The organism is Paenibacillus dendritiformis (genome assembly GCF_945605565.1).
GTDB classification, from domain to species: Bacteria; Bacillota; Bacilli; order Paenibacillales; family Paenibacillaceae; genus Paenibacillus_B; species Paenibacillus_B dendritiformis_A.
In genome coordinates this window covers 3420425-3437686 of sequence record NZ_OX216966.1, presented here as the reverse complement: position 1 = coordinate 3437686, position 17262 = coordinate 3420425, and the positions used below count along the sequence as shown (strand labels likewise).

Below are 17262 nucleotides of genomic sequence, written 5' to 3'. Positions count from 1 at the left end.
TTGATTCGATAACTTGCATCCATTGGAGCGCCCAGTGAATCGAGCTTATGAATCTAGTGTAATCCTCTTTTCCCTTTCGTCCTATTGCCGAATCTTTCAAAAAGTCTACACCTTTGTAAGGTTCGATCCAAATAATGGTCTTCAAAACAAAAAACCGACAAGGGAGCGCTCCCTCATCGGTCGTTCAGGTCCGGGCGAACGGGAAAATAATCCGGACCGCCGTGCCTTGGCCCTCCTCGGATTCCAGTTCGATCTCATGATGCAGCTTGTCGAGAATCTCCTTCGCCAAATACAGTCCCATTCCGGTCGATTCTTTGTATTTCCGTCCGTTCTCCCCCGTAAAAAAGGGCTGAAACACCCGCTTCACATCCTGCTTCGGAATGCCGGCTCCGCGATCCTTCACTTCCAGGACAACGGCCCGTCCCTCCGTAAAGGCGGTTGCGGTTACTTTCGTGCGGCTGCCGGCCGAATATTTGATTGCGTTCGTCACAATCTGCTGCAGGACGAAGCGCAGCCACTTCACATCGGTCTCGACCGTCAGCTCCGGATCGATCTGAATATCCGGATAGACGTAGCTGCGGATGAAATAGCGCTTGTTCTCATGGACGGCATCATGAACGATATCGCGCAATGATTTTTTCTCCACATGAAAGTCATGCTCGAACGTATCGAGCCGCGCCATATAAAGCACCATGTCGAGCCCGCGCTTCATCTGATCGGCCTCCTCGGAGATGCTGGCAAGCTTCGGATCCTCCGCGTCCTGCGTAATCAGCTCGATCACCGAGAGCGGGGTCTTCATCTGATGCACCCACTGGTTCATGAAGGCCAGATGCTCCTGCTGCTTCCGCTCCCACACCTTCAACTGCTGCTGATAATAGCGGTATTGGTGGTCGATCGTATCGTCCACCGCCCGAGACAGCGGTGCCGCGTCCGCGAGCTGAATCGTGGAGGTCAGCGAAGCCGGCGGATCGGTCAGCCGCCTGTACATGAGACGGTGGGTCGCATAGCGGTACCCAAGATAGAGGGCGAAGACGCAGAGGCCGAGGAACATCGCATACATCGCCGTCAACGGCCGATCATAACCGTCATACCAGAAGACAAGCAGAACGAGCAGCAGCTGGACGCAGGTGAATCCGGCCAACGGAAGATGCTCACGCCAGAACAGCTTCATAGGGCTTGCTCATCCTCCCAGGTCACGTTCAGCCGGTAGCCGACGCCGCGCACCGTCTCCAGGGCGTCATCGATGCCGAGCTCCGCCAGCTTCTTGCGGACCCGCGTAATATTGACGCTAAGCGTATTGTCATCGACGAACGAGTCATCCCATAGCTTGTCCAGAATCAGCTCCCGGGTGACGGCGCGGGGACAGCGCTCCAGCAGCGTCTCGAATAGAATCGCTTCCTTCTTCGTCAGCATAATCGTCTTCTCGCCCAGACGCACCTCCAGCCGCTCGGGATAGAGCGCCAGCCCGTACCGTTCCAGCGTGCGCTCATCCGCCTTGACCGCATAATCGCCGTATACCCGCCGCAGCGTGCTGCGAATCTTCGCCAGCACAATCTCCGAGTGGAACGGCTTCGTAATATAATCATCCGCCCCGTTCTCCAACGCCATCACTTGATCCATCTCTCCGCTTCGGGCCGAGATGAACAGGATCGGACAGGTCGAGACGGTGCGGATCTGGCGGCACCAATAATAACCATCGAAGCTGGGCAGATTGACGTCCAGCAGGACGACATGCGGCTGAACGTCCCGGAATGTATCGAGCACCCGATCGAACTCGTCGACGATAATGCCTTTATCACCGTATTTTTCAATATGAGATTGCAATAATTGCGCGATTTTCGGATCGTCTTCCACGATCATGATTTTATACAAGTTCAATGCTCCTTCCTTCCATGCCGCGCGGCCTGTGCCGGGGCATTTGCTTGCGATTCGCTCCGAACCAAGAATGAACCGAATGTAGCATATACAGGGCGAGAAATCAATCGCTTTTGCCCCTCCTTGAGAATCTTCGCGGCAGTTGGAGAGGCGAACTTACTTGACAACATCGCCCATTTTGGAACATGATATGTGAGTCTATTATCTTATCTATATTCCAGTTGAAGTCATTAATCGGAGCGAGAGGTAGAACGATGTATAACCTGAGTCCCTATATCACTATGAAGCGGTCAGAATGGGCCCGCTTGAACGGCCAATCCCATCTGTCGGTTACCCCCGAACAGTTCAATCAGTTGAAGGGATTGAATGAGCGTATCTCCCTGGATGAATTAGAGGAGGTCTATCTTCCGCTGGCGAAGCTCCTACATATCTATGTGACCGCTGCACAGCATTTGAAGGCGTCCTCGTCTTCCTTCCTGGGCACCGCCACCGAGAACGTACCTTATATTATCGGAATTGCCGGCAGCGTCGCAGCGGGGAAGAGTACGACCGCGAGGCTTCTCCAAGCGCTGCTGTCCCAGTATAAAGAACACCCCCGCGTCGACATCGTGACGACGGACGGCTTCCTATACCCGAACCGGACGCTTGAGGAACGGGGCATCATGAATAAGAAAGGATTTCCCGAGAGCTACGATACGAAGCGGCTCCTTCGCTTCCTGATGGATATCAAGTCTGGCAAGGCCGAAGTGCATGCGCCGGTCTATTCGCATCTCTCCTACGACATTGTGCCCGAGGAGCGCATTGCCGTATGTCAGCCGGATATTCTGATTGTCGAAGGAATCAATGTGCTGCAGGTCAGCAAGGAAGCGAGCTTGTTCGTCAGCGACTTCTTCGATTTCTCCATCTATGTCGACGCGCAGGAGCATGACCTGGAGACATGGTATATCGAGCGCTTTCTTCTGCTGCGGGACACCGCCTTCCGCAATCCGACTTCCTACTTCCACCGCTATGCCGGCTTGACCGAGGAAGAGGCGGTTCGGCGGGCGAAGAACATCTGGCGGGACATCAATCAGGTCAATCTGGTCGAAAATATTCTGCCTACCCGCTACCGCGCCAAGCTCATATTAAGGAAAGCCGCCGATCATCGGATCCGCGACATTCTTCTGCGCAAATAACATAACTCCCCGGATATCCGTCCGGCCAGACAGGAGCAGCCCGCTTGAAGGGCTGCTCTTGTGTTCAGGGAGCCCTTCTGCCTCGGGGCTCCTGCCATGCGCCGGCTAACCAAGTCCGCTCCCCTTCACTCCACCTTCGCTTGTGTCCGGAACGAGTCTTCATCCCTGCCGCGGCTGCGGCGAATAGCCACATGCCCGTGACAGCTTCCCGCTTTTTTGCAGTAAGCGCAGATTTGTATTATGATCGTACACATCATTCGCATGTTGCGCAGGAGGCTTGGACCATGTTTGATCCTACGATTTTCGACAATCTGAAGGTCGTGCTGGAAGGCAAAATCTATGATCTGGATCAGGAAGGAGAATGGCTCGTCATCGGGCGGGAGGATCTGATCGATCTCGCCGGGTTCGGACGGACCTTCCGCATGCGCGTGCAGCGGCCCGGGGAGGCCTGCATTGCCGCATTGACGCTTGCGAGCGGCTTGGCCGATTTCGCCGCCGAGCTGCGGGGTCTGCGGCTTGTCGGGGAAGAGCCGGGCGCCCGGCTGGAGCTCTCCTTCGAGCTGGCGGGCGATTACACGGCGCAGGCGGACGAGTTGGGAGAACGGCTGGCTTCCATCTGGGGCGACGCCGTCATCATGCGGCAGGAACGAACGGTTCCCGTCCCGATTCGGATCGGGGCCGCTTCTCCCGCCGCGGACGATGGGACGCACCGCATCGTGCTGACGTTCAGCCAGCCGATCGACGAGCGTCATCTGGGTGAGCTGGGCGCCCTCGTCAAGCAGACGCTCGATTCGCTTCAGCGTCTTAGCGAATAGCTTGCAGGGGGGCGAAGAGCATCCCTCGCCCGTTCCCGGTCATGCATAGGGCGGAGTTGCATTCATGCGGCTCCGCCCTTCTCGCTTGCAGATAATTGCTATTTGTTCGTCCATTTATACAATGGGTAATAATAGCCGACTTCCCGTCCCATCAGCTCGCATAATTTGACTACGCGCTCCGGGTTCGGCACACTGCCCTCGAATACCCATTTCTCGGCCGTCCGCTGAGTCACGCCGCAATATTGGGCGATGTCGGCCGTTCGCAATTTCAGGCGAATCATATCCTCGTAGAGGCGCTTGTCGTTCAAGCTGCTTTTGAGCTTGCGCTGGATCGGGTACTCCCGGAACCCTTTCGGTTCGGGCTTGCGGCGCATCGCTTTGCAGCGCTGACATAAGTATTGGGAAGAGGCATTCCCGCACTGTGCGCATAGTCCCTTGCGTCTTCTTTCTTGCCTTAGCTGTCTCATGGATGTTTTTGCACAAAAAGACATGATGCCCATTGCTCCTTACAACGAGATAATTCAGCAGATTATGCCAACTAGCGGCTATCCTGTACTGATATTAAATGGATTTCGCAGGTTGGACAACCGACAAATGCTGACAATTGCCGGCATGCGGTCAAACAAAAAAAAGCGGCTGCCCACGGAGCAATCGCCCGGAAGAACAACCGTTTGATGCATGCGGCCGAAATTGCATTTTTTGAAGCAAAAGAGAAGGTAGAGGCGGGAATGACGGCGGCGGGACGAGCGGCGGAAGAGGGGTTAGGCAGCGAATCCTGCAATTGTCAGGCTGTTGGAAAACCCCTGTTTTTTACGAAGGGCATGAGATTGTCCATTTTCCGATTCAAAACTTGGCTCTCAGAGCGTTTTAAATCAATTTTTTCTACGGAGAGACGAGATCCAACCATATAAAAAATGAAGTGGAGAAAATTCCCACATACTTCTCAACGGCCTGATTTTACGGGATCCAAGAGACCGCGTCGGATCCTGGGGGCATCATCGCCTCCAGGAGGTATCATCGCCTCGTTGCCTTCAGCAGGCATCGTTGCCTCTCGGGGCTTGAACGTGTGGAGGGAATTGCTGCTATTTTACAGGAATTTCGGTTCAATGAGTCCACATCCCGGGGAATTGCTGCAAATCTACATCATTTTAGGCCCTTTTGCTTCAAGTCGAAGCGATACGGGTGAAATTCCTGCAGTTTTGCAGGATTCCCTTTCTGGTAAAGTCGTCCATATCGAATTGCTGTATTTGCGCAGGATTTCGCTTACCGAATAGAAGTGTCTGGAGAAATCGTGTAGTTTTGCGGATTTCGCCTACCGGATAGACATGTCTAGGGAAATGGTGCAGTTTTCAGGTCGTTGGAAAACCCCTGTTTTTTACGAAGGGGTGGAGGCTGTCCATTTTCCTACTCAAAACTTGGCACGCATAGCGTTTTAAATCGATTTTTTCTACGGAGAGACGAGATCCACCACATAAAAAATGAAGTGCCGAAAATTCCCTTGGACTTTTTCACCAGCCTGAATTGTGCAGGAATTTACGCTATTTCAGCCGTTATCTGATGCAATTCCTGCAAAAGCACATCATTTGCGGCGATTTTTCCTTTCATGCTATGGCCATGGCTTACATTCATGCCGTTTTGCAGCAATTTCGGTAACGGACTCAACGTCACAAGGGAAAACTGTATTTTCACAGCCTTTTTCGGCAAGCCGAGCTGCCAGAAGCAGGGCGGGGCTGTCTCACTGTAGCTAAAAACTACATGATGAGACAGCCCCTATTCGCGTCAATAAATGATGGTATTAGTCCTGCTGACGGGCCACGCAGAACAGCGCAATCCAGATCAACACGAATCCAACCACTTGCGCCACGGTCACGATCTGATGGAAGACCACCCAGTTCACCAGCATGCCGACCAACGGGAAGGACAGCTCCGCGAGCGTCGCATAAGAAGCCTTCGTGACGGCCAGGCCGCGGTAATACAGCAGCAGGCTCAGCAGACCCGGCAGCAGCACTTGCAGCAAAATGTAGAAGGTCAGCTTCCCCCACTCGCCCGAGGGGATGTCCCAGCTCGGATGTTCGCTCCAGGTGATGATGAACAATAACGGCAGGCCAAGCGCGAACCGGAGCGCCGTAACGGTCTCATACTTCATATCGTTCAGCAGCAACCGCCCCATGACGGTCGAACCGCCCCACAGGAAGGCGGCGCCGAGCGCGAGCAGGCTGCTTACGCCGATGACCTCGCGCACATGCCCGATCGGCAAAGTCCAGCCGAACGTGAGCAGATAGGTGCCGCCTACCGCCAACACCAGCAGCAGCCCGAAGCCTCGCGGCAGCTTCTCCCGAAGAAGAATGCGCGCCAGCAGGATGGCGAACAGCGGCTGCAGCTTCTGCAGCAGAAGCACCGCGTTCGGATTGCCCATCACGAATGCGTCCGTGAACATAATGGTCGCGATGACGGATCCGCCCCAGGAGAGGAAGAGCAGCGCCACAAGATGCCGCCAGGTGATGTTCTTCAGCTCATGGCGGTTCATCCACAATACCGGCGCCGCGAACAGCAGCAAAATAAGATGTTCAACTAAAACGATCTGTGTGGATGTCAAATAATCCAGCACAAAAGTGCGGAAGACCGGTCCTATCCCCCACAGAGCGGCACCCAGCACGACGTACCAGATCCCTTTAGATGCGCGGGCAGCACCATGTCCCGGCTGCAATGCTTCGTCCATATTCAATAACCTCCACGGTCGTTGAACAGGATCTAGGCCTAAGAAGACTTACTTCGCCAATGATCATATGTGGTTAAGATGACATGCAACATACACCACGTGAATCGGGATAAGCGATCTTCTTCCATCCGGACTATACCGTCGGCTTTGGCTTCGCACCAAATCAGTCGCCGCTTAAGACAGCGGCGAGTCGCGGGCTCGGGCTGGTCAACAGCGCCTTACCGCCGGTCAGGAATTGCACCTGGCCCTGAAGATCCTCATTCAAATCTGTCGTAGGCATGTCCCTTGCGGTAGTCATGCCCCGTTCTTCATTATAACTTGAATCATCCGCACTTCAACTGAAAATTTCGTGTCACATCAGAGACGCAAAAGGGGCACGCGCAGCGAACGCGTGCCCCTCGGCAGCATATCATATCTTATAAGTGCATTATGGGGGCCACTAAACCCGCTTATTCGAGAAAATCCTTCAACCGTTTGCTGCGGCTCGGATGTCGTAATTTGCGGAGCGCCTTCGCCTCGATCTGCCGGATGCGCTCGCGGGTCACCCCGAATTCGTGGCCTACCTCTTCAAGCGTCCGGGTGCGGCCGTCATCCAGGCCGAAGCGGAGACGCAGCACGTTCTGCTCCCGCTCGGTCAGCGTATCGAGCACATCCTCCAGTTGGAGCTTCAGCAGCTCGTAAGCCGCGGCATCCGCCGGAGCCAGCGCCTCCTGATCCTCGATGAAATCTCCCAGACTGGAATCGTTCTCGTCGCCGACAGGAGTTTCTATCGAGACCGGCTCCTGGCCGATCTTCATAATCTCCCGCACCTTTTCCGGCGTAATCTCCATCTTGACCGCGATCTCTTCCGGCGTCGGCTCCCGGCCGAGTTCCTGCAGCAGCTCCTTCGAGATCCGGTTGAGCTTGTTAATCGTCTCTACCATATGAACCGGGACCCGAATCGTCCGTGCCTGATCCGCAATCGACCGTGTAATCGCCTGACGAATCCACCATGTCGCATACGTGCTGAACTTATAGCCCTTCGTGTAGTCGAACTTGTCCACGGCCCGCATCAGGCCCATATTGCCCTCTTGAATCAGATCGAGCAGCATCATGCCGCGCCCGATATACCGTCTTGCAATACTGACGACCAGACGGAGATTCGCCTCCGCGAGTCTCTGCTTCGCCTCGGCATCCCCCTGGACGACCCGCTTGGCCAATTCGATCTCTTCCTCTGCGGACAGCAGCGGTACGCGCCCTATCTCTTTTAAGTACATGCGCACAGGGTCATCGAGTTTGATCCCGGGTGGCAGCATCAGGTCGTAATCCTGTTGATCGTTCGTAAGCATCCAATCCCCCCTGTAACCCGCTAGCTGGAATGTATATATTATTCTTGACACAATATGCCGAATGTGCTAAGATCAAAAATAAATGTGCACATAAACAATTGGCAACGGATAGTTTATCATACTTTCGTGATACTTTCAATACATAATTATAGAAGTGATTGTTTTCAATTTCTGGCATTCTCGATTTTCCTTCATTTTCGTGTGGATTGCAAATGCAGCTTCTCGTCGCGAGCGGGAAGTTTTTTTGATCCCTGCTGCAAATAGTACGCCAATCAGCCCCCATCTATTCCTCGGGAACGGAGAACAGATGGGGGCTTGCCGTTAGTATGAAGTTATAAGACCGCAGCATGGACGAAATAAGCGTGTTCGTACGCATAATAGCCGTCCGACCGGTTCATGAAGTACCGCTCCTGTATCGCCTCCGGAGACAGCTGCTCCCGCAAATGCAAGCCGGATTCACGCAGTTGCCCGGCGATAGCAGCCGGATCCAGCCCGGTCAGCATTGGCTCCCCGGCATATCGGAGCATCTCCTGCATCCAGTTCACCCGATAGGCGGCCCGATCCGGCAGGAACGCCTCCGTATCCCAATAGTCGAATACGATCTCGCTGCCTTCCGGACAGATCCCGGCAATCATGCGCAGCGTAGCGAAGGCATCGTCCTGTGGCAAATAATGGATCACGCCCAGCCAACTGACGAAGCTCGGTGCCCCTGAATCGAAGCCCGCAGCGCGAAGAGCCTCATCCAGCCGCTGCCTGGTCAGATCGACCGGCACGAACCGCGCATTCTGCGGGATGCGCCATCCCAAGCCGGCCAGACGTTCTTGCTTGAAGGCCTGCGTCGCGGGATGGTCGACCTCGAATACGTCCAATCGATCGGCAAGGTCCTTCCGCCTCCACAGAAACGTATCCATTCCTGCTCCCAGAATGACGTATTGCTTGACTCCCCGGCTCATCGCCTGTTCCAGCATTTGCTCCGCGTACTTGGCCCGGCTAAGGAACAGCGAGGTCGGGAAGTAATCCCGGACCATGCAGGCTACGGCGGCAGCCCGATCCGGCATGGCTGCGGCCTGGTCAGGCATCGCTGCCTCCAATGCTTTCTCCATCGTCGCTTCGAACGCGGCTAGCTCCTCCTCGCTCAGCAGCTTGCGAGCCCATTCATCCCGCAAAATAGCGGGATGATCATGCGCGGCGTGATGACCGCGCAGGAAGGCGGACATCAGGGCGGAACGTTTGATTTGGCTTACTTCCATGGAAAACCGGCCTCCCTATCGCGAACCCAGGATTGGTAACTAATTACAAGATACCACATCGCGCACCAATTGCAACCGTTACATTAACGCAATCCCGTATCATCGAACCGGTTCTCGATCGTCTCCTTCATCAAGGCGCGAATCGCCTGAATTCCATGCTCTTCGGCGAGCTTGGCTTCTGCGAATAACGGTAGCTGCCCGCCGAGAGCTTCCTGTCCCGCACCGATAATGTCATTCCATATTCGAGACACTTCCGAATAATGTGAGGCGATCGTCTCCGTATTCGGCAGCAGGTTCCGAAGTTCGTTCATATACTGCGCAATATCCCGTTTGTACCCGGCATAGGCGCATAAGACGCTCCAGGCCTCCGGCGGATAATAGTCCCCGCTCTGCAGCGCGGCCATGATAGCGTCATATGCGCGGCGGCCGCAGGCATATTCCGGTTCCGGCAGCATCGGATCATGCGTCTCCCACTTAAATACCGCCTGGATAAGCGACTCTTTATAGACGTCAATCGGATCGGCGGCGACTTGGCTTTCAAAAATCTGCACATACCAGTAGGGAGACTCATTCCGTCCGAACTCGTCATAGGACATCACGCTCTCCTCCCGGCTGCTTCCATCCGCATAATACAGCAGCCTGCGCGCGTCATCATATCCGGTCGCGATCACGAAGCGATCCTTCCAGAACACGCCTCCCCTCCCTTTAGCAATCGAAGAGGCCAGCAGCGACACGGCTCTCTTCTGGTAGAGCGGAAACGTAGCCTGGAAGGAAAAGCCGGCATGCTGGCTTGTCGTGACACCGATGAACTCCCCGGCGACAAAATGCTCCGCCATCCAATTGTACGCCGTCGCCGACTCCTCCGTCAGCCTTCGATTGACCGTGAAGCGGAAGCAGGACGCCGTCATCCCGGCAAGCGTCGACGGAGAACAGTCAATCCATCCGGCATGAGCCAATATCGCATGCATCGCCTCTATGTAGGAACCCGACGCGCCAGACGGCCGCAAGCGGTTCAGCCTTATCGAAGCCATCCTTCCTCCCCCTCCTTCATCTTGGGATATGGAATCCCCATCGCGGGATCGTCTCCCTTTTCGGATCCGGATATTGTCCCGACAGTTCGCGGAACAGCTCAATCGCTTCCCCGTCCAGCTTCTTCGCTGCGGCGATCGCATGCTGCAGGGACGCAAGCCGCTTCCGCTCGACTCGTCTCGCTCCGCCCTGCACGGCGATGCATTCCGACGCATCCGCCAGAACAGAGATGAGCCGGTCATAGATGGGAACGGCCTCGCCCAAGCCGGGCAAGCTCCCGCCTTCGTCATGCAGGTAGGAGCGTATCTCGCGCCGGGATTGAATATACGAGTCGATAATATAGACGGCGCCGTATTCGTCATAATCCCCGTGCCCCAAGCCGCGAATGAGAAAATCATAAGCCAGCTCACCGGAACCAATCTCGGTGGACGGCAGCGTCTTGTATGGGGTGTCCCACTCCTGGACGGCTAGCCGCAGCGATTCCAGCACCTGCTTCGAGCGGTCCACCGCCACCTGCTCTCCCACCACCTGACAGTGCCAGAACGGGGTGACGTTCAATCCGAAGTTGTCATAGAGCAGGATTTGACTGTCCTCAGACCAACCGTCCTGTATGTAGAAGACCCGATCTTCATCGTCATAGCCGTGGATGACGCCGAATTCCGGGATCCAATAGATGACGCCCCGCCCCTGATCCAGACTCTCCTTCACCCATTGGACGGCATCCTGCTGGTAATAGCGGAACGAAGGATGCCTCGTTCTGCCTCCATCACTTATCGTAAAAACACCCAGGTTGTCTATCGCCGGATAATGCTCGCTCCCCCACTGCCCATAGGCCGTAACCGACAGGGGCAGCAGCTTCTCATGCACAGAGAACTTGAACGCCATCCCGCTGAGTCCGGAGAGCAAATATTTCGGTCCGGCGAACCCGTTGGCCGCCGTCAATATCGCGTATAGGCTGTCGGTGAACGACTTCGATTCCCGCTTCATCCGAATTTGCTCCAAATAGATACTTGACACCGTATCCCTCCCTTGCCGATGCATCGGCTTCCTTCCCCTTCCACAGCTTACTGCCCTTGTTCCTCCAACCGGGCGGCGATGCGCCCGCATCGATCCCGCAGCTTCGCCTGCAGCCATTTCGGGGACAGCAGCCGCTCCCACTCCGCCACGAGCAGATGCTGCATGAAGGAGTCCGGGTCATAGAACTCGATTTCGTAAATACAATCATGCACGGGGCGAATCGGGTAACCGTGCCACGACTCCCCATACAGCGGACGTCCCGTCTCGATGCGGGCCAGATAGGGCTTTCTCTGGGGGAGCGGCGCGTCTTCCCACTCCGTGCGTTCTATCGCGTCCAGATCGAATTTCTCTGCCGTCACCTGCATATGGAGAATGCCGTCCAGCCGGAAGGCGCGCTTTCTGCATGACCGTTCGCAATATGCCGTAATATAGTCCGAATTATAATTTGAAGTAAAATGAAGCGGCCGGATCGGCAGTTCCGCTTCTTGGCCGCCTTCACGGTAGCGGATCTGAACAATGCGCCGCTCCCGGATCGCATGGGACAGCAGCTGCCAATGCTGCATCCGCTGCGGATGAGCGGAGAAGATCGGCAGGCGATGCTCCCCAACCTCCTCCGGCGGCCCGGCGAAGCGCTCCAGCACATGGGCAATGCGCTGCACGACAGCCGCGTTCTCATAGTTATATTGACGGTACCGATGAGCCAGGAATCTCAACACGTCCTGTTCTTCTTCCGTAATGTACAGCAGCGGCAGCATATACGCCTTATCCTCATAAACATAGCCCCGGTGCTTGGCCACATACAGCAGAGGAGCGCGGAGCGAGACTTCCAGATACTCGATATCCCGCTGCGCCTGCCGCCTCGAGATTTCGAACCGCTCCGCCAGCCTGCTGCTGTTCGGGTAGAGCCCTGCCCTGATCTGCTGATCGAACCATTGAATCCGGTGCATACTGCTCATATTCTCCGCCCCTTCCTTCCGTCCGCTGCCGCGGCTTGAGCCCGGCTTCTTCATTACAACATTCTCGCTCAGCCTGGCGCAACCCTGCGCTTCATGACAACACCCGCTTCCTAAGTCCGAGGAAGCGGGTGTCCTGCTCCGTACGCTATGACACGCCGGGTTGGCCGGAAATCATATCAATCTTGGACTGCGGCGCATTCCGGCAGTACTTGCACACTTGATAGGTATGGCCGTCCGTATTCGTCACAGCGTAGAAAAGCTTGATGCGTGTGCTTTTGCACATCGGGCACGTGCCCCGGCCCCGGGAAGGCAGCTTCCATAACACTTTGCCGCGCTTTGTTTTTGCCATCTTTGATGCAACCTCATTTCATATATCCTGTTATGATTGGTGATGCACCCCCATTATAAAACGGTTGGTACGACATAAAATGTCGTACCAGTTCCCGAAAATAAGGACAGCGGCGCCGACGTAATAGGCCGTTCCCGATGTCCTGCTTGATGTCGGCCATGATTCGCCGCCGGCATCACGCCCCGGATTGCCGCTTCATCTCGCGCAACTGAGCCATATCTCCGCTCACAATCGCCCCGATATACCGGTTAATAAGCTCGATGCCGCAATCCCACCATCGAATCTCAAGCAGCTCCGCAATCACCTCGGGCGAGAAGCGACGCCGAATCTCCCGGGCAGGATTGCCGCCGACAATCGTATAAGGCTCCACATCCCGGACGACTACCGCTTCGGCGCCGATGATCGCGCCGTCCCCTATCGTGACGCCAGGCATAATGGTCGCGCGCCGGCCGATCCAGACATCGTTGCCGACGACCGTGTCGCCTTTGAGCGGAAGCTGCTCCAATGACGGCGCATGGATCTCCCACCCGTGGCCGAAGATATTGAACGGATAGGTGGAGCCGTCCATGCGATGATTGCCCCCGCCCATAATAAACCGGGCCTCCGGGGCGATAGAGCAAAATTTTCCGATGATCAGCTTGGTCCCGATCGCTTCATAGTGGTACAGCACTTGCTCCTCGAACGATTCTCCGTTCATGGCATCATAATACGAATATTCCCCTGCGACGATGTTGGGCATCGTAATGACGTTACGGATGAACTGCACGTTGTTATTTCCGGGGATCGGATATTTGTCTTGCGGATTCGGTCCTGTCATCTTCGCATCATCCTTTCAGCGATTCAACTTGTCATGCGCCGGAAAGAGGAGGTTCACATCAAAAAACCTCCTGATCCGATCATCGGATAGGAGGTTGGCATGCACAAAGACAAGCTCTGCTTCATAAGCAGAGTCGTTCTCGTCCCGTATGGAGGCAAAAGCCCAGACCGATCCTATCCATAGCACTTCGCATTCTTCATTCTGCGGCGGATAGGATTAGTAGATCATTGGCTTTCGCTCACCCTCTCATTATATTGCCTCTATTGTATCGCAGGATCCATCTGGAATTCAATAGCAAATGTGATCGAAACGGATGAATACGCTCCCTCTGCGGCCCGGATGAATCATAATTACTTTTTATCCGACAGCACGATGCATAAGGTAGCGATCGGGCCAAGCAGCAAAGACAGCAAGAACCAGTTCAAGCCGCTTCGGTTCTTCCCCTGAGCCAATCCGGCGTTGATCAGAGCCAACGTCCCCCAGCCAACGAAATAGCCTTCATTAAGCATAGTCCACCTTCCTTGATCCATTTGTTCCAGCTTATCATTTGTTTTTCGTCTTGTCAGGATGCCATATATCCTTACTCTGCTTGGACGCATCAAATCATAAGCAGCTCCCGGATTTCCTCCTCCGTTATGGCGGAGAATCCTTCCTGATTCGGTTCAAGCACTTCTTGAATCAAGTTCATTTTTTTCTGCTGGAGCTCATGCATCTTCTCTTCAATCGTGCCTTGCGTCACGAGACGAATGACTTGAACGACGTTCTTCTGCCCTATCCGGTGGGCCCGATCGGCTGCCTGTTGCTCTACCGCTGGATTCCACCACAGATCATACAGAATGATCGTGTCCGCTCCGGTCAGGTTCAATCCCGTTCCTCCCGCCTTCAGCGAGAGAAGAAACAGATCACGCTCCCCCTGGTTGAATCGGCCGCAGAGCTCGACTCGTTCGCGGGCAGGCGTCTGGCCGTCCAGGTAGAAATACCGCACGCCATGTTTGCCCAGCTCCCGCGCGATCAGGCCGAGCATCTCCGTGAATTGGGAGAAGACAAGGATGCGCCTGCCTGCGCTCCGGAACTCCGCTATCATGTCCAGCAATTGTTCGAACTTCGCCGAGCTGCCGGCATACCCTTCAACAAACAAGGCGGGATGGCAGCAGAGCTGGCGCAGCCGGGTCAAGCCCGCCAATATTTTGATCCGGTTCTTCCGGAAGCCTCCCGTGCGCAGATGCTTCACCGTTTCCTGCCGCAGCTCCGCCAGATAAGCGACGTAGAGCTTCTTCTGCTCCGGCAGCAGCTGCGACGCTTGCAGGGATTCAATCTTCTCCGGCAGTTCCTTCAGCACGTCGGACTTCATTCGGCGCAGCAGGAAGGGGCGCACCCTCCTCGCCACGGCATCCCGTGAGAGCTCGTTGAATTCCCGTCTCCCCGGGAACAGGCCGGGAAAAATAACTTCGCAGATCGACCACAGTTCCTCCAACCGGTTCTCCACAGGAGTTCCCGTCAGAGCGAAGCGATGCCGGGCCTGAATCGCCTTAACGGCTTGGGCCGTCAGGGTGGCATAGTTTTTGAACGCCTGGGCCTCGTCCAATATCAGCGTATGGAACCTCGTTCCCGCAATCTGCCCGATATCCTGGCGCAGCAGAGGATACGAGGTGATGATGACATCGGTGCGGGATGCATCGCGCACGATGCAGCTTCTCTCTTCCTTGCTTCCATCCGCAATGGCGACGCGAAGCTCGGGCGCGAATCGGTTCAGCTCATTGCGCCAGTTGTACATCAGAGAGGCCGGGCACACAATAAGAGCCGGCATGCGGGCTTCCCGGATGTCCGGCAGCACAGAGAGCACGAAGGCAATGCTCTGTATCGTCTTGCCCAATCCCATCTCATCCGCCAATATGCCGCCGAAGCGATAATGGGCAAGTGTCTTCAGCCATTGAAACCCATACTGCTGATACTCGCGCAAAATCGGAGCAATCGAAGCGGGAATGGGGAATTCCAGATGGTCGGGATTCCGCAGATGCTCCAACAGCTTGCGGAACCCTTTGCCGAAACGGATCGCATTTCCTGTGTGCACCGTATCCATCCATTGAAGTCCGCGGGCAACCGGCAGCCGCAGCCTCGTTCCTTGAATATGCTCCTGCCGTATGCCCGCATCATTAAGGAAGGCGATGATTTCTTGAAGCTCGGCGCGATCGAGCGGCAGCAGCGCGCCGTTGGGAAGCCGATGGTATTTGCGTTTTTCTTCGAGAGACTGGATAATGCGGCGTATCTCCGATTCCGGAATCCCGTCCATCTCGAACTGGAACTCCAGCCAATCGGTGCGCTCATCGACCTCTACCTTTACGGCCGGGCGAACAGAACCGGGATACAGCCTCAGCTTTACCGCCGTGGTCGCGAATACGTGGACAAGCTTCTCCAGTTCAGGCATCACATGATGGAGGAAGTCGAACTCCTGCTCTTCATCGGCCAGAAAAAAGCCGCCCTCCGTCTTCACGAAGGAATTGCGCTCCAGCAGCTCCAGAATCCGCCGCTCCTTCTCGCCGTCCCGGAGCAGAATCCGGCCCTCGCCGCTCATCTGCCCTCTCCCCTCCAGCGGATTGATGACCATCGTGCCATAATGGAACTCCAATCCGGCAAGGAGGCGATCCTTGACCCGATCGAGGTACAGCTTGGCGACAAGCGGCGTGCGCACCATTTGATCGGAGACGGATTGGCTGATGCGGACTTGGCCCAGCTTGATCAAGCCCGGGATGACCTTCTCCATAAATGGCTCTGCTTGCTCCGGCTTAATCGCAATCCGGCTGCTATGGGTTGCGTCGACGATCCGCTGCAGATCAGCGAGACGCTTCAGCTGCTCCTGCGGAAGGTTCCACAGCTTCCCTTCGGACAGCGCACATCCATATGCCGTCATCGGGATAACCCGTTCCAGACCTGCTATGTCCAGCTCGTACCCTTGCTCCCTCATCGGCGACTGATCGAAGCCGAAGAGAAGCGGGAGCGGTCCGTCCGCGACGACGATTCCATCGAAGCTGCTGCCGCCTTGCATCACCTTAACTGCTGGAGCCGCGGCGAGCAAGGGAAGAAGCTCTTCCCACGCGGAAGAATGAATGACCAGCAACCGTTCGGAATCATGTGTTGCCTCTGTATACCTTAGGTCACTGTCGAGCATCCGGATAAGAAGCTGGAGGATCGCATTATTTTGTTGACGGAAGCTGTGGAGCTCCGGGTCGTACGTAAAATATCTGGAGACCTTGCACGCTTCGCGATGCTCGATTCGCCGGAGCAATTCCTCTACATGTTGAACCTTGTATAACCGGCGCGGCCCGATTCTCAGTTCTACTCCGAACCTGTATTTCTCATCCCTGCAGGGCACGGGCTTGCATATGAATTCCACATCAAGCACTTCCCTTGGATCGAATAGAGGGCGGGCTTCGGTTGGACGAAGCGGCTTCTCGTCGAACAGCTTCAAAATCCGCTCCCCGGCATCCTCGGCTCCATTCAGCCTGCCGTACTGGTCCCGCTCCGGCGCCTCGTCCGCGAGTTGTCCATCGAGAATAGCCATCAGCGCGGCGGCAATATGTTCGCAGTATTGGTCCTCGGGATGAAATGCCGGACAAGTGCATGCCGCCTTCATCTCTTCCCCATCCGGGAACGCAACGGTAACCTGAAGGATGCGATCATCCTCTTCGATCGATGCTTCGTAACGCGGCGTATCCGATTCCTTTTCCCTTGCTATCCTCACTTTGTGCGAATGGAACAAGACTTCCCCGTCCTCATAGGAGAACAGGCCGCACAGCAGTCGAATCATCTGATCATCCAGTTGAAAGCCCAAGCAACTGCCCCTCCTGTCTCTGCCATTTTCGTCCTAATTGCTCATTTGTAACGGCCCCGAACTCGCTTACCGTTCGATCATAATGGAGTTTCAACTGTTTTTC

General features: G+C 55.5%; 17 protein-coding genes and 1 riboswitch. Of the genes, 3 read left to right on the top strand and 14 right to left on the bottom strand.

Going from position 1 to position 17262, the window contains the following annotated elements; all coding sequences use genetic code 11:
- Window positions 1-184: 184 nt before the first annotated feature.
- Together NNL35_RS15065 and NNL35_RS15060 are read right to left on the bottom strand one after the other, a co-directional pair.
- Window positions 185-1171 carry a sensor histidine kinase gene (locus NNL35_RS15065; RefSeq protein ID WP_006678159.1) on the bottom strand — a complete coding sequence of 329 codons (987 nt, stop codon included), beginning with the start codon at window positions 1169-1171 and terminating at the stop codon, window positions 185-187.
- Complete coding sequence (locus NNL35_RS15060; protein WP_006678158.1) at window positions 1168-1872, bottom strand: response regulator transcription factor; 705 nt, start codon at window positions 1870-1872, stop codon at window positions 1168-1170. The genes NNL35_RS15065 and NNL35_RS15060 overlap by 4 nt, the downstream gene beginning before the upstream one ends.
- A gap of 257 nt (window positions 1873-2129) precedes the next feature.
- Here NNL35_RS15060 and coaA point away from each other — a divergent pair, with 257 nt between their 5' ends.
- Window positions 2130-3050: a type I pantothenate kinase gene (gene coaA, locus NNL35_RS15055; RefSeq protein ID WP_006678157.1), complete on the top strand. Its 921-nt coding sequence runs from the start codon at window positions 2130-2132 to the stop codon at window positions 3048-3050.
- A 284-nt stretch (window positions 3051-3334) separates the two neighbouring features.
- Window positions 3335-3865: a hypothetical protein gene (locus tag NNL35_RS15050; RefSeq protein WP_006678156.1), complete on the top strand. Its 531-nt coding sequence runs from the start codon at window positions 3335-3337 to the stop codon at window positions 3863-3865.
- Between the two features lie 98 nt (window positions 3866-3963).
- Here the strand turns inward: NNL35_RS15050 and NNL35_RS15045 are convergent, their stop codons facing one another.
- Window positions 3964-4239 (bottom strand): helix-turn-helix domain-containing protein, encoded by a 276-nt coding sequence (locus tag NNL35_RS15045; RefSeq protein WP_006678155.1) that lies wholly within the window; start codon window positions 4237-4239, stop codon window positions 3964-3966.
- Between the two features lie 732 nt (window positions 4240-4971).
- Between NNL35_RS15045 and NNL35_RS15040 the strand changes: the two genes are divergently transcribed.
- Entirely contained in the window at window positions 4972-5139 is a 168-nt protein-coding gene (locus NNL35_RS15040) for a hypothetical protein (RefSeq protein WP_254553563.1), read from the top strand.
- A gap of 259 nt (window positions 5140-5398) precedes the next feature.
- Here the strand turns inward: NNL35_RS15040 and NNL35_RS30400 are convergent, their stop codons facing one another.
- From NNL35_RS30400 to NNL35_RS14990, 11 genes are all read right to left on the bottom strand, one after another.
- Window positions 5399-5527 (bottom strand): hypothetical protein, encoded by a 129-nt coding sequence (locus NNL35_RS30400; RefSeq protein ID WP_276540136.1) that lies wholly within the window; start codon window positions 5525-5527, stop codon window positions 5399-5401.
- Window positions 5528-5660: 133 nt separating this feature from the next.
- Window positions 5661-6584: a DMT family transporter gene (locus tag NNL35_RS15035; protein ID WP_006677635.1), complete on the bottom strand. Its 924-nt coding sequence runs from the start codon at window positions 6582-6584 to the stop codon at window positions 5661-5663.
- A gap of 112 nt (window positions 6585-6696) precedes the next feature.
- Window positions 6697-6843: riboswitch (FMN riboswitch) on the bottom strand.
- Window positions 6844-7033: 190 nt separating this feature from the next.
- Complete coding sequence (rpoD, locus tag NNL35_RS15030) at window positions 7034-7912, bottom strand: RNA polymerase sigma factor RpoD (RefSeq protein WP_006677634.1); 879 nt, start codon at window positions 7910-7912, stop codon at window positions 7034-7036.
- 332 nt (window positions 7913-8244) lie between these two features.
- On the bottom strand, window positions 8245-9162 hold the full coding sequence (locus NNL35_RS15025) for a class I SAM-dependent methyltransferase (protein WP_006677633.1): 918 nt from the start codon (window positions 9160-9162) through the stop codon (window positions 8245-8247).
- Window positions 9163-9245: 83 nt separating this feature from the next.
- A complete protein-coding gene (locus NNL35_RS15020) occupies window positions 9246-10193 on the bottom strand; it encodes a hypothetical protein (RefSeq protein ID WP_006677632.1) in 948 nt (315 codons plus the stop codon).
- Window positions 10194-10209: 16 nt separating this feature from the next.
- Window positions 10210-11208 carry a cysteine peptidase family C39 domain-containing protein gene (locus tag NNL35_RS15015; RefSeq protein ID WP_100226368.1) on the bottom strand — a complete coding sequence of 333 codons (999 nt, stop codon included), beginning with the start codon at window positions 11206-11208 and terminating at the stop codon, window positions 10210-10212.
- A 47-nt stretch (window positions 11209-11255) separates the two neighbouring features.
- Entirely contained in the window at window positions 11256-12218 is a 963-nt protein-coding gene (locus NNL35_RS15010; protein ID WP_006677630.1) for a helix-turn-helix transcriptional regulator, read from the bottom strand.
- 91 nt (window positions 12219-12309) lie between these two features.
- A complete protein-coding gene (locus NNL35_RS15005) occupies window positions 12310-12513 on the bottom strand; it encodes a hypothetical protein (protein WP_006677629.1) in 204 nt (67 codons plus the stop codon).
- Window positions 12514-12688: 175 nt separating this feature from the next.
- The gene (gene vat(I), locus NNL35_RS15000; protein WP_006677628.1) at window positions 12689-13330 is read right to left on the bottom strand and encodes a streptogramin A O-acetyltransferase Vat(I); all 642 of its coding nucleotides are present in this window, start codon (window positions 13328-13330) and stop codon (window positions 12689-12691) included.
- Between the two features lie 350 nt (window positions 13331-13680).
- Window positions 13681-13839 (bottom strand): hypothetical protein, encoded by a 159-nt coding sequence (locus NNL35_RS14995; RefSeq protein ID WP_006677627.1) that lies wholly within the window; start codon window positions 13837-13839, stop codon window positions 13681-13683.
- 89 nt (window positions 13840-13928) lie between these two features.
- Entirely contained in the window at window positions 13929-17159 is a 3231-nt protein-coding gene (locus NNL35_RS14990) for a DEAD/DEAH box helicase (protein ID WP_006677626.1), read from the bottom strand.
- Between the last annotated feature and the right edge of the window lie 103 nt (window positions 17160-17262).

Excerpts from the sequence above, each read along its gene's own strand:
- NNL35_RS15025 (WP_006677633.1), bottom strand. The coding sequence starts at position 9,162 with ATGGAAGTAAGCCAAATCAAACGTTCCGCCCTGATGTCCGCCTTCCTG.
- NNL35_RS15010 (WP_006677630.1), bottom strand. The coding sequence starts at position 12,218 with ATGAAGAAGCCGGGCTCAAGCCGCGGCAGCGGACGGAAGGAAGGGGCG.
- NNL35_RS15045 (WP_006678155.1), bottom strand. The coding sequence starts at position 4,239 with ATGCGCCGCAAGCCCGAACCGAAAGGGTTCCGGGAGTACCCGATCCAG.
- NNL35_RS15035 (WP_006677635.1), bottom strand. The coding sequence starts at position 6,584 with ATGGACGAAGCATTGCAGCCGGGACATGGTGCTGCCCGCGCATCTAAA.
- NNL35_RS15050 (WP_006678156.1), top strand. The coding sequence starts at position 3,335 with ATGTTTGATCCTACGATTTTCGACAATCTGAAGGTCGTGCTGGAAGGC.
- NNL35_RS15065 (WP_006678159.1), bottom strand. The coding sequence starts at position 1,171 with ATGAAGCTGTTCTGGCGTGAGCATCTTCCGTTGGCCGGATTCACCTGC.
- rpoD (WP_006677634.1), bottom strand. The coding sequence starts at position 7,912 with ATGCTTACGAACGATCAACAGGATTACGACCTGATGCTGCCACCCGGG.
- NNL35_RS15040 (WP_254553563.1), top strand. The coding sequence starts at position 4,972 with ATGAGTCCACATCCCGGGGAATTGCTGCAAATCTACATCATTTTAGGC.
- coaA (WP_006678157.1), top strand. The coding sequence starts at position 2,130 with ATGTATAACCTGAGTCCCTATATCACTATGAAGCGGTCAGAATGGGCC.
- NNL35_RS15005 (WP_006677629.1), bottom strand. The coding sequence starts at position 12,513 with ATGGCAAAAACAAAGCGCGGCAAAGTGTTATGGAAGCTGCCTTCCCGG.
- NNL35_RS14995 (WP_006677627.1), bottom strand. The coding sequence starts at position 13,839 with ATGCTTAATGAAGGCTATTTCGTTGGCTGGGGGACGTTGGCTCTGATC.
- NNL35_RS15020 (WP_006677632.1), bottom strand. The coding sequence starts at position 10,193 with ATGGCTTCGATAAGGCTGAACCGCTTGCGGCCGTCTGGCGCGTCGGGT.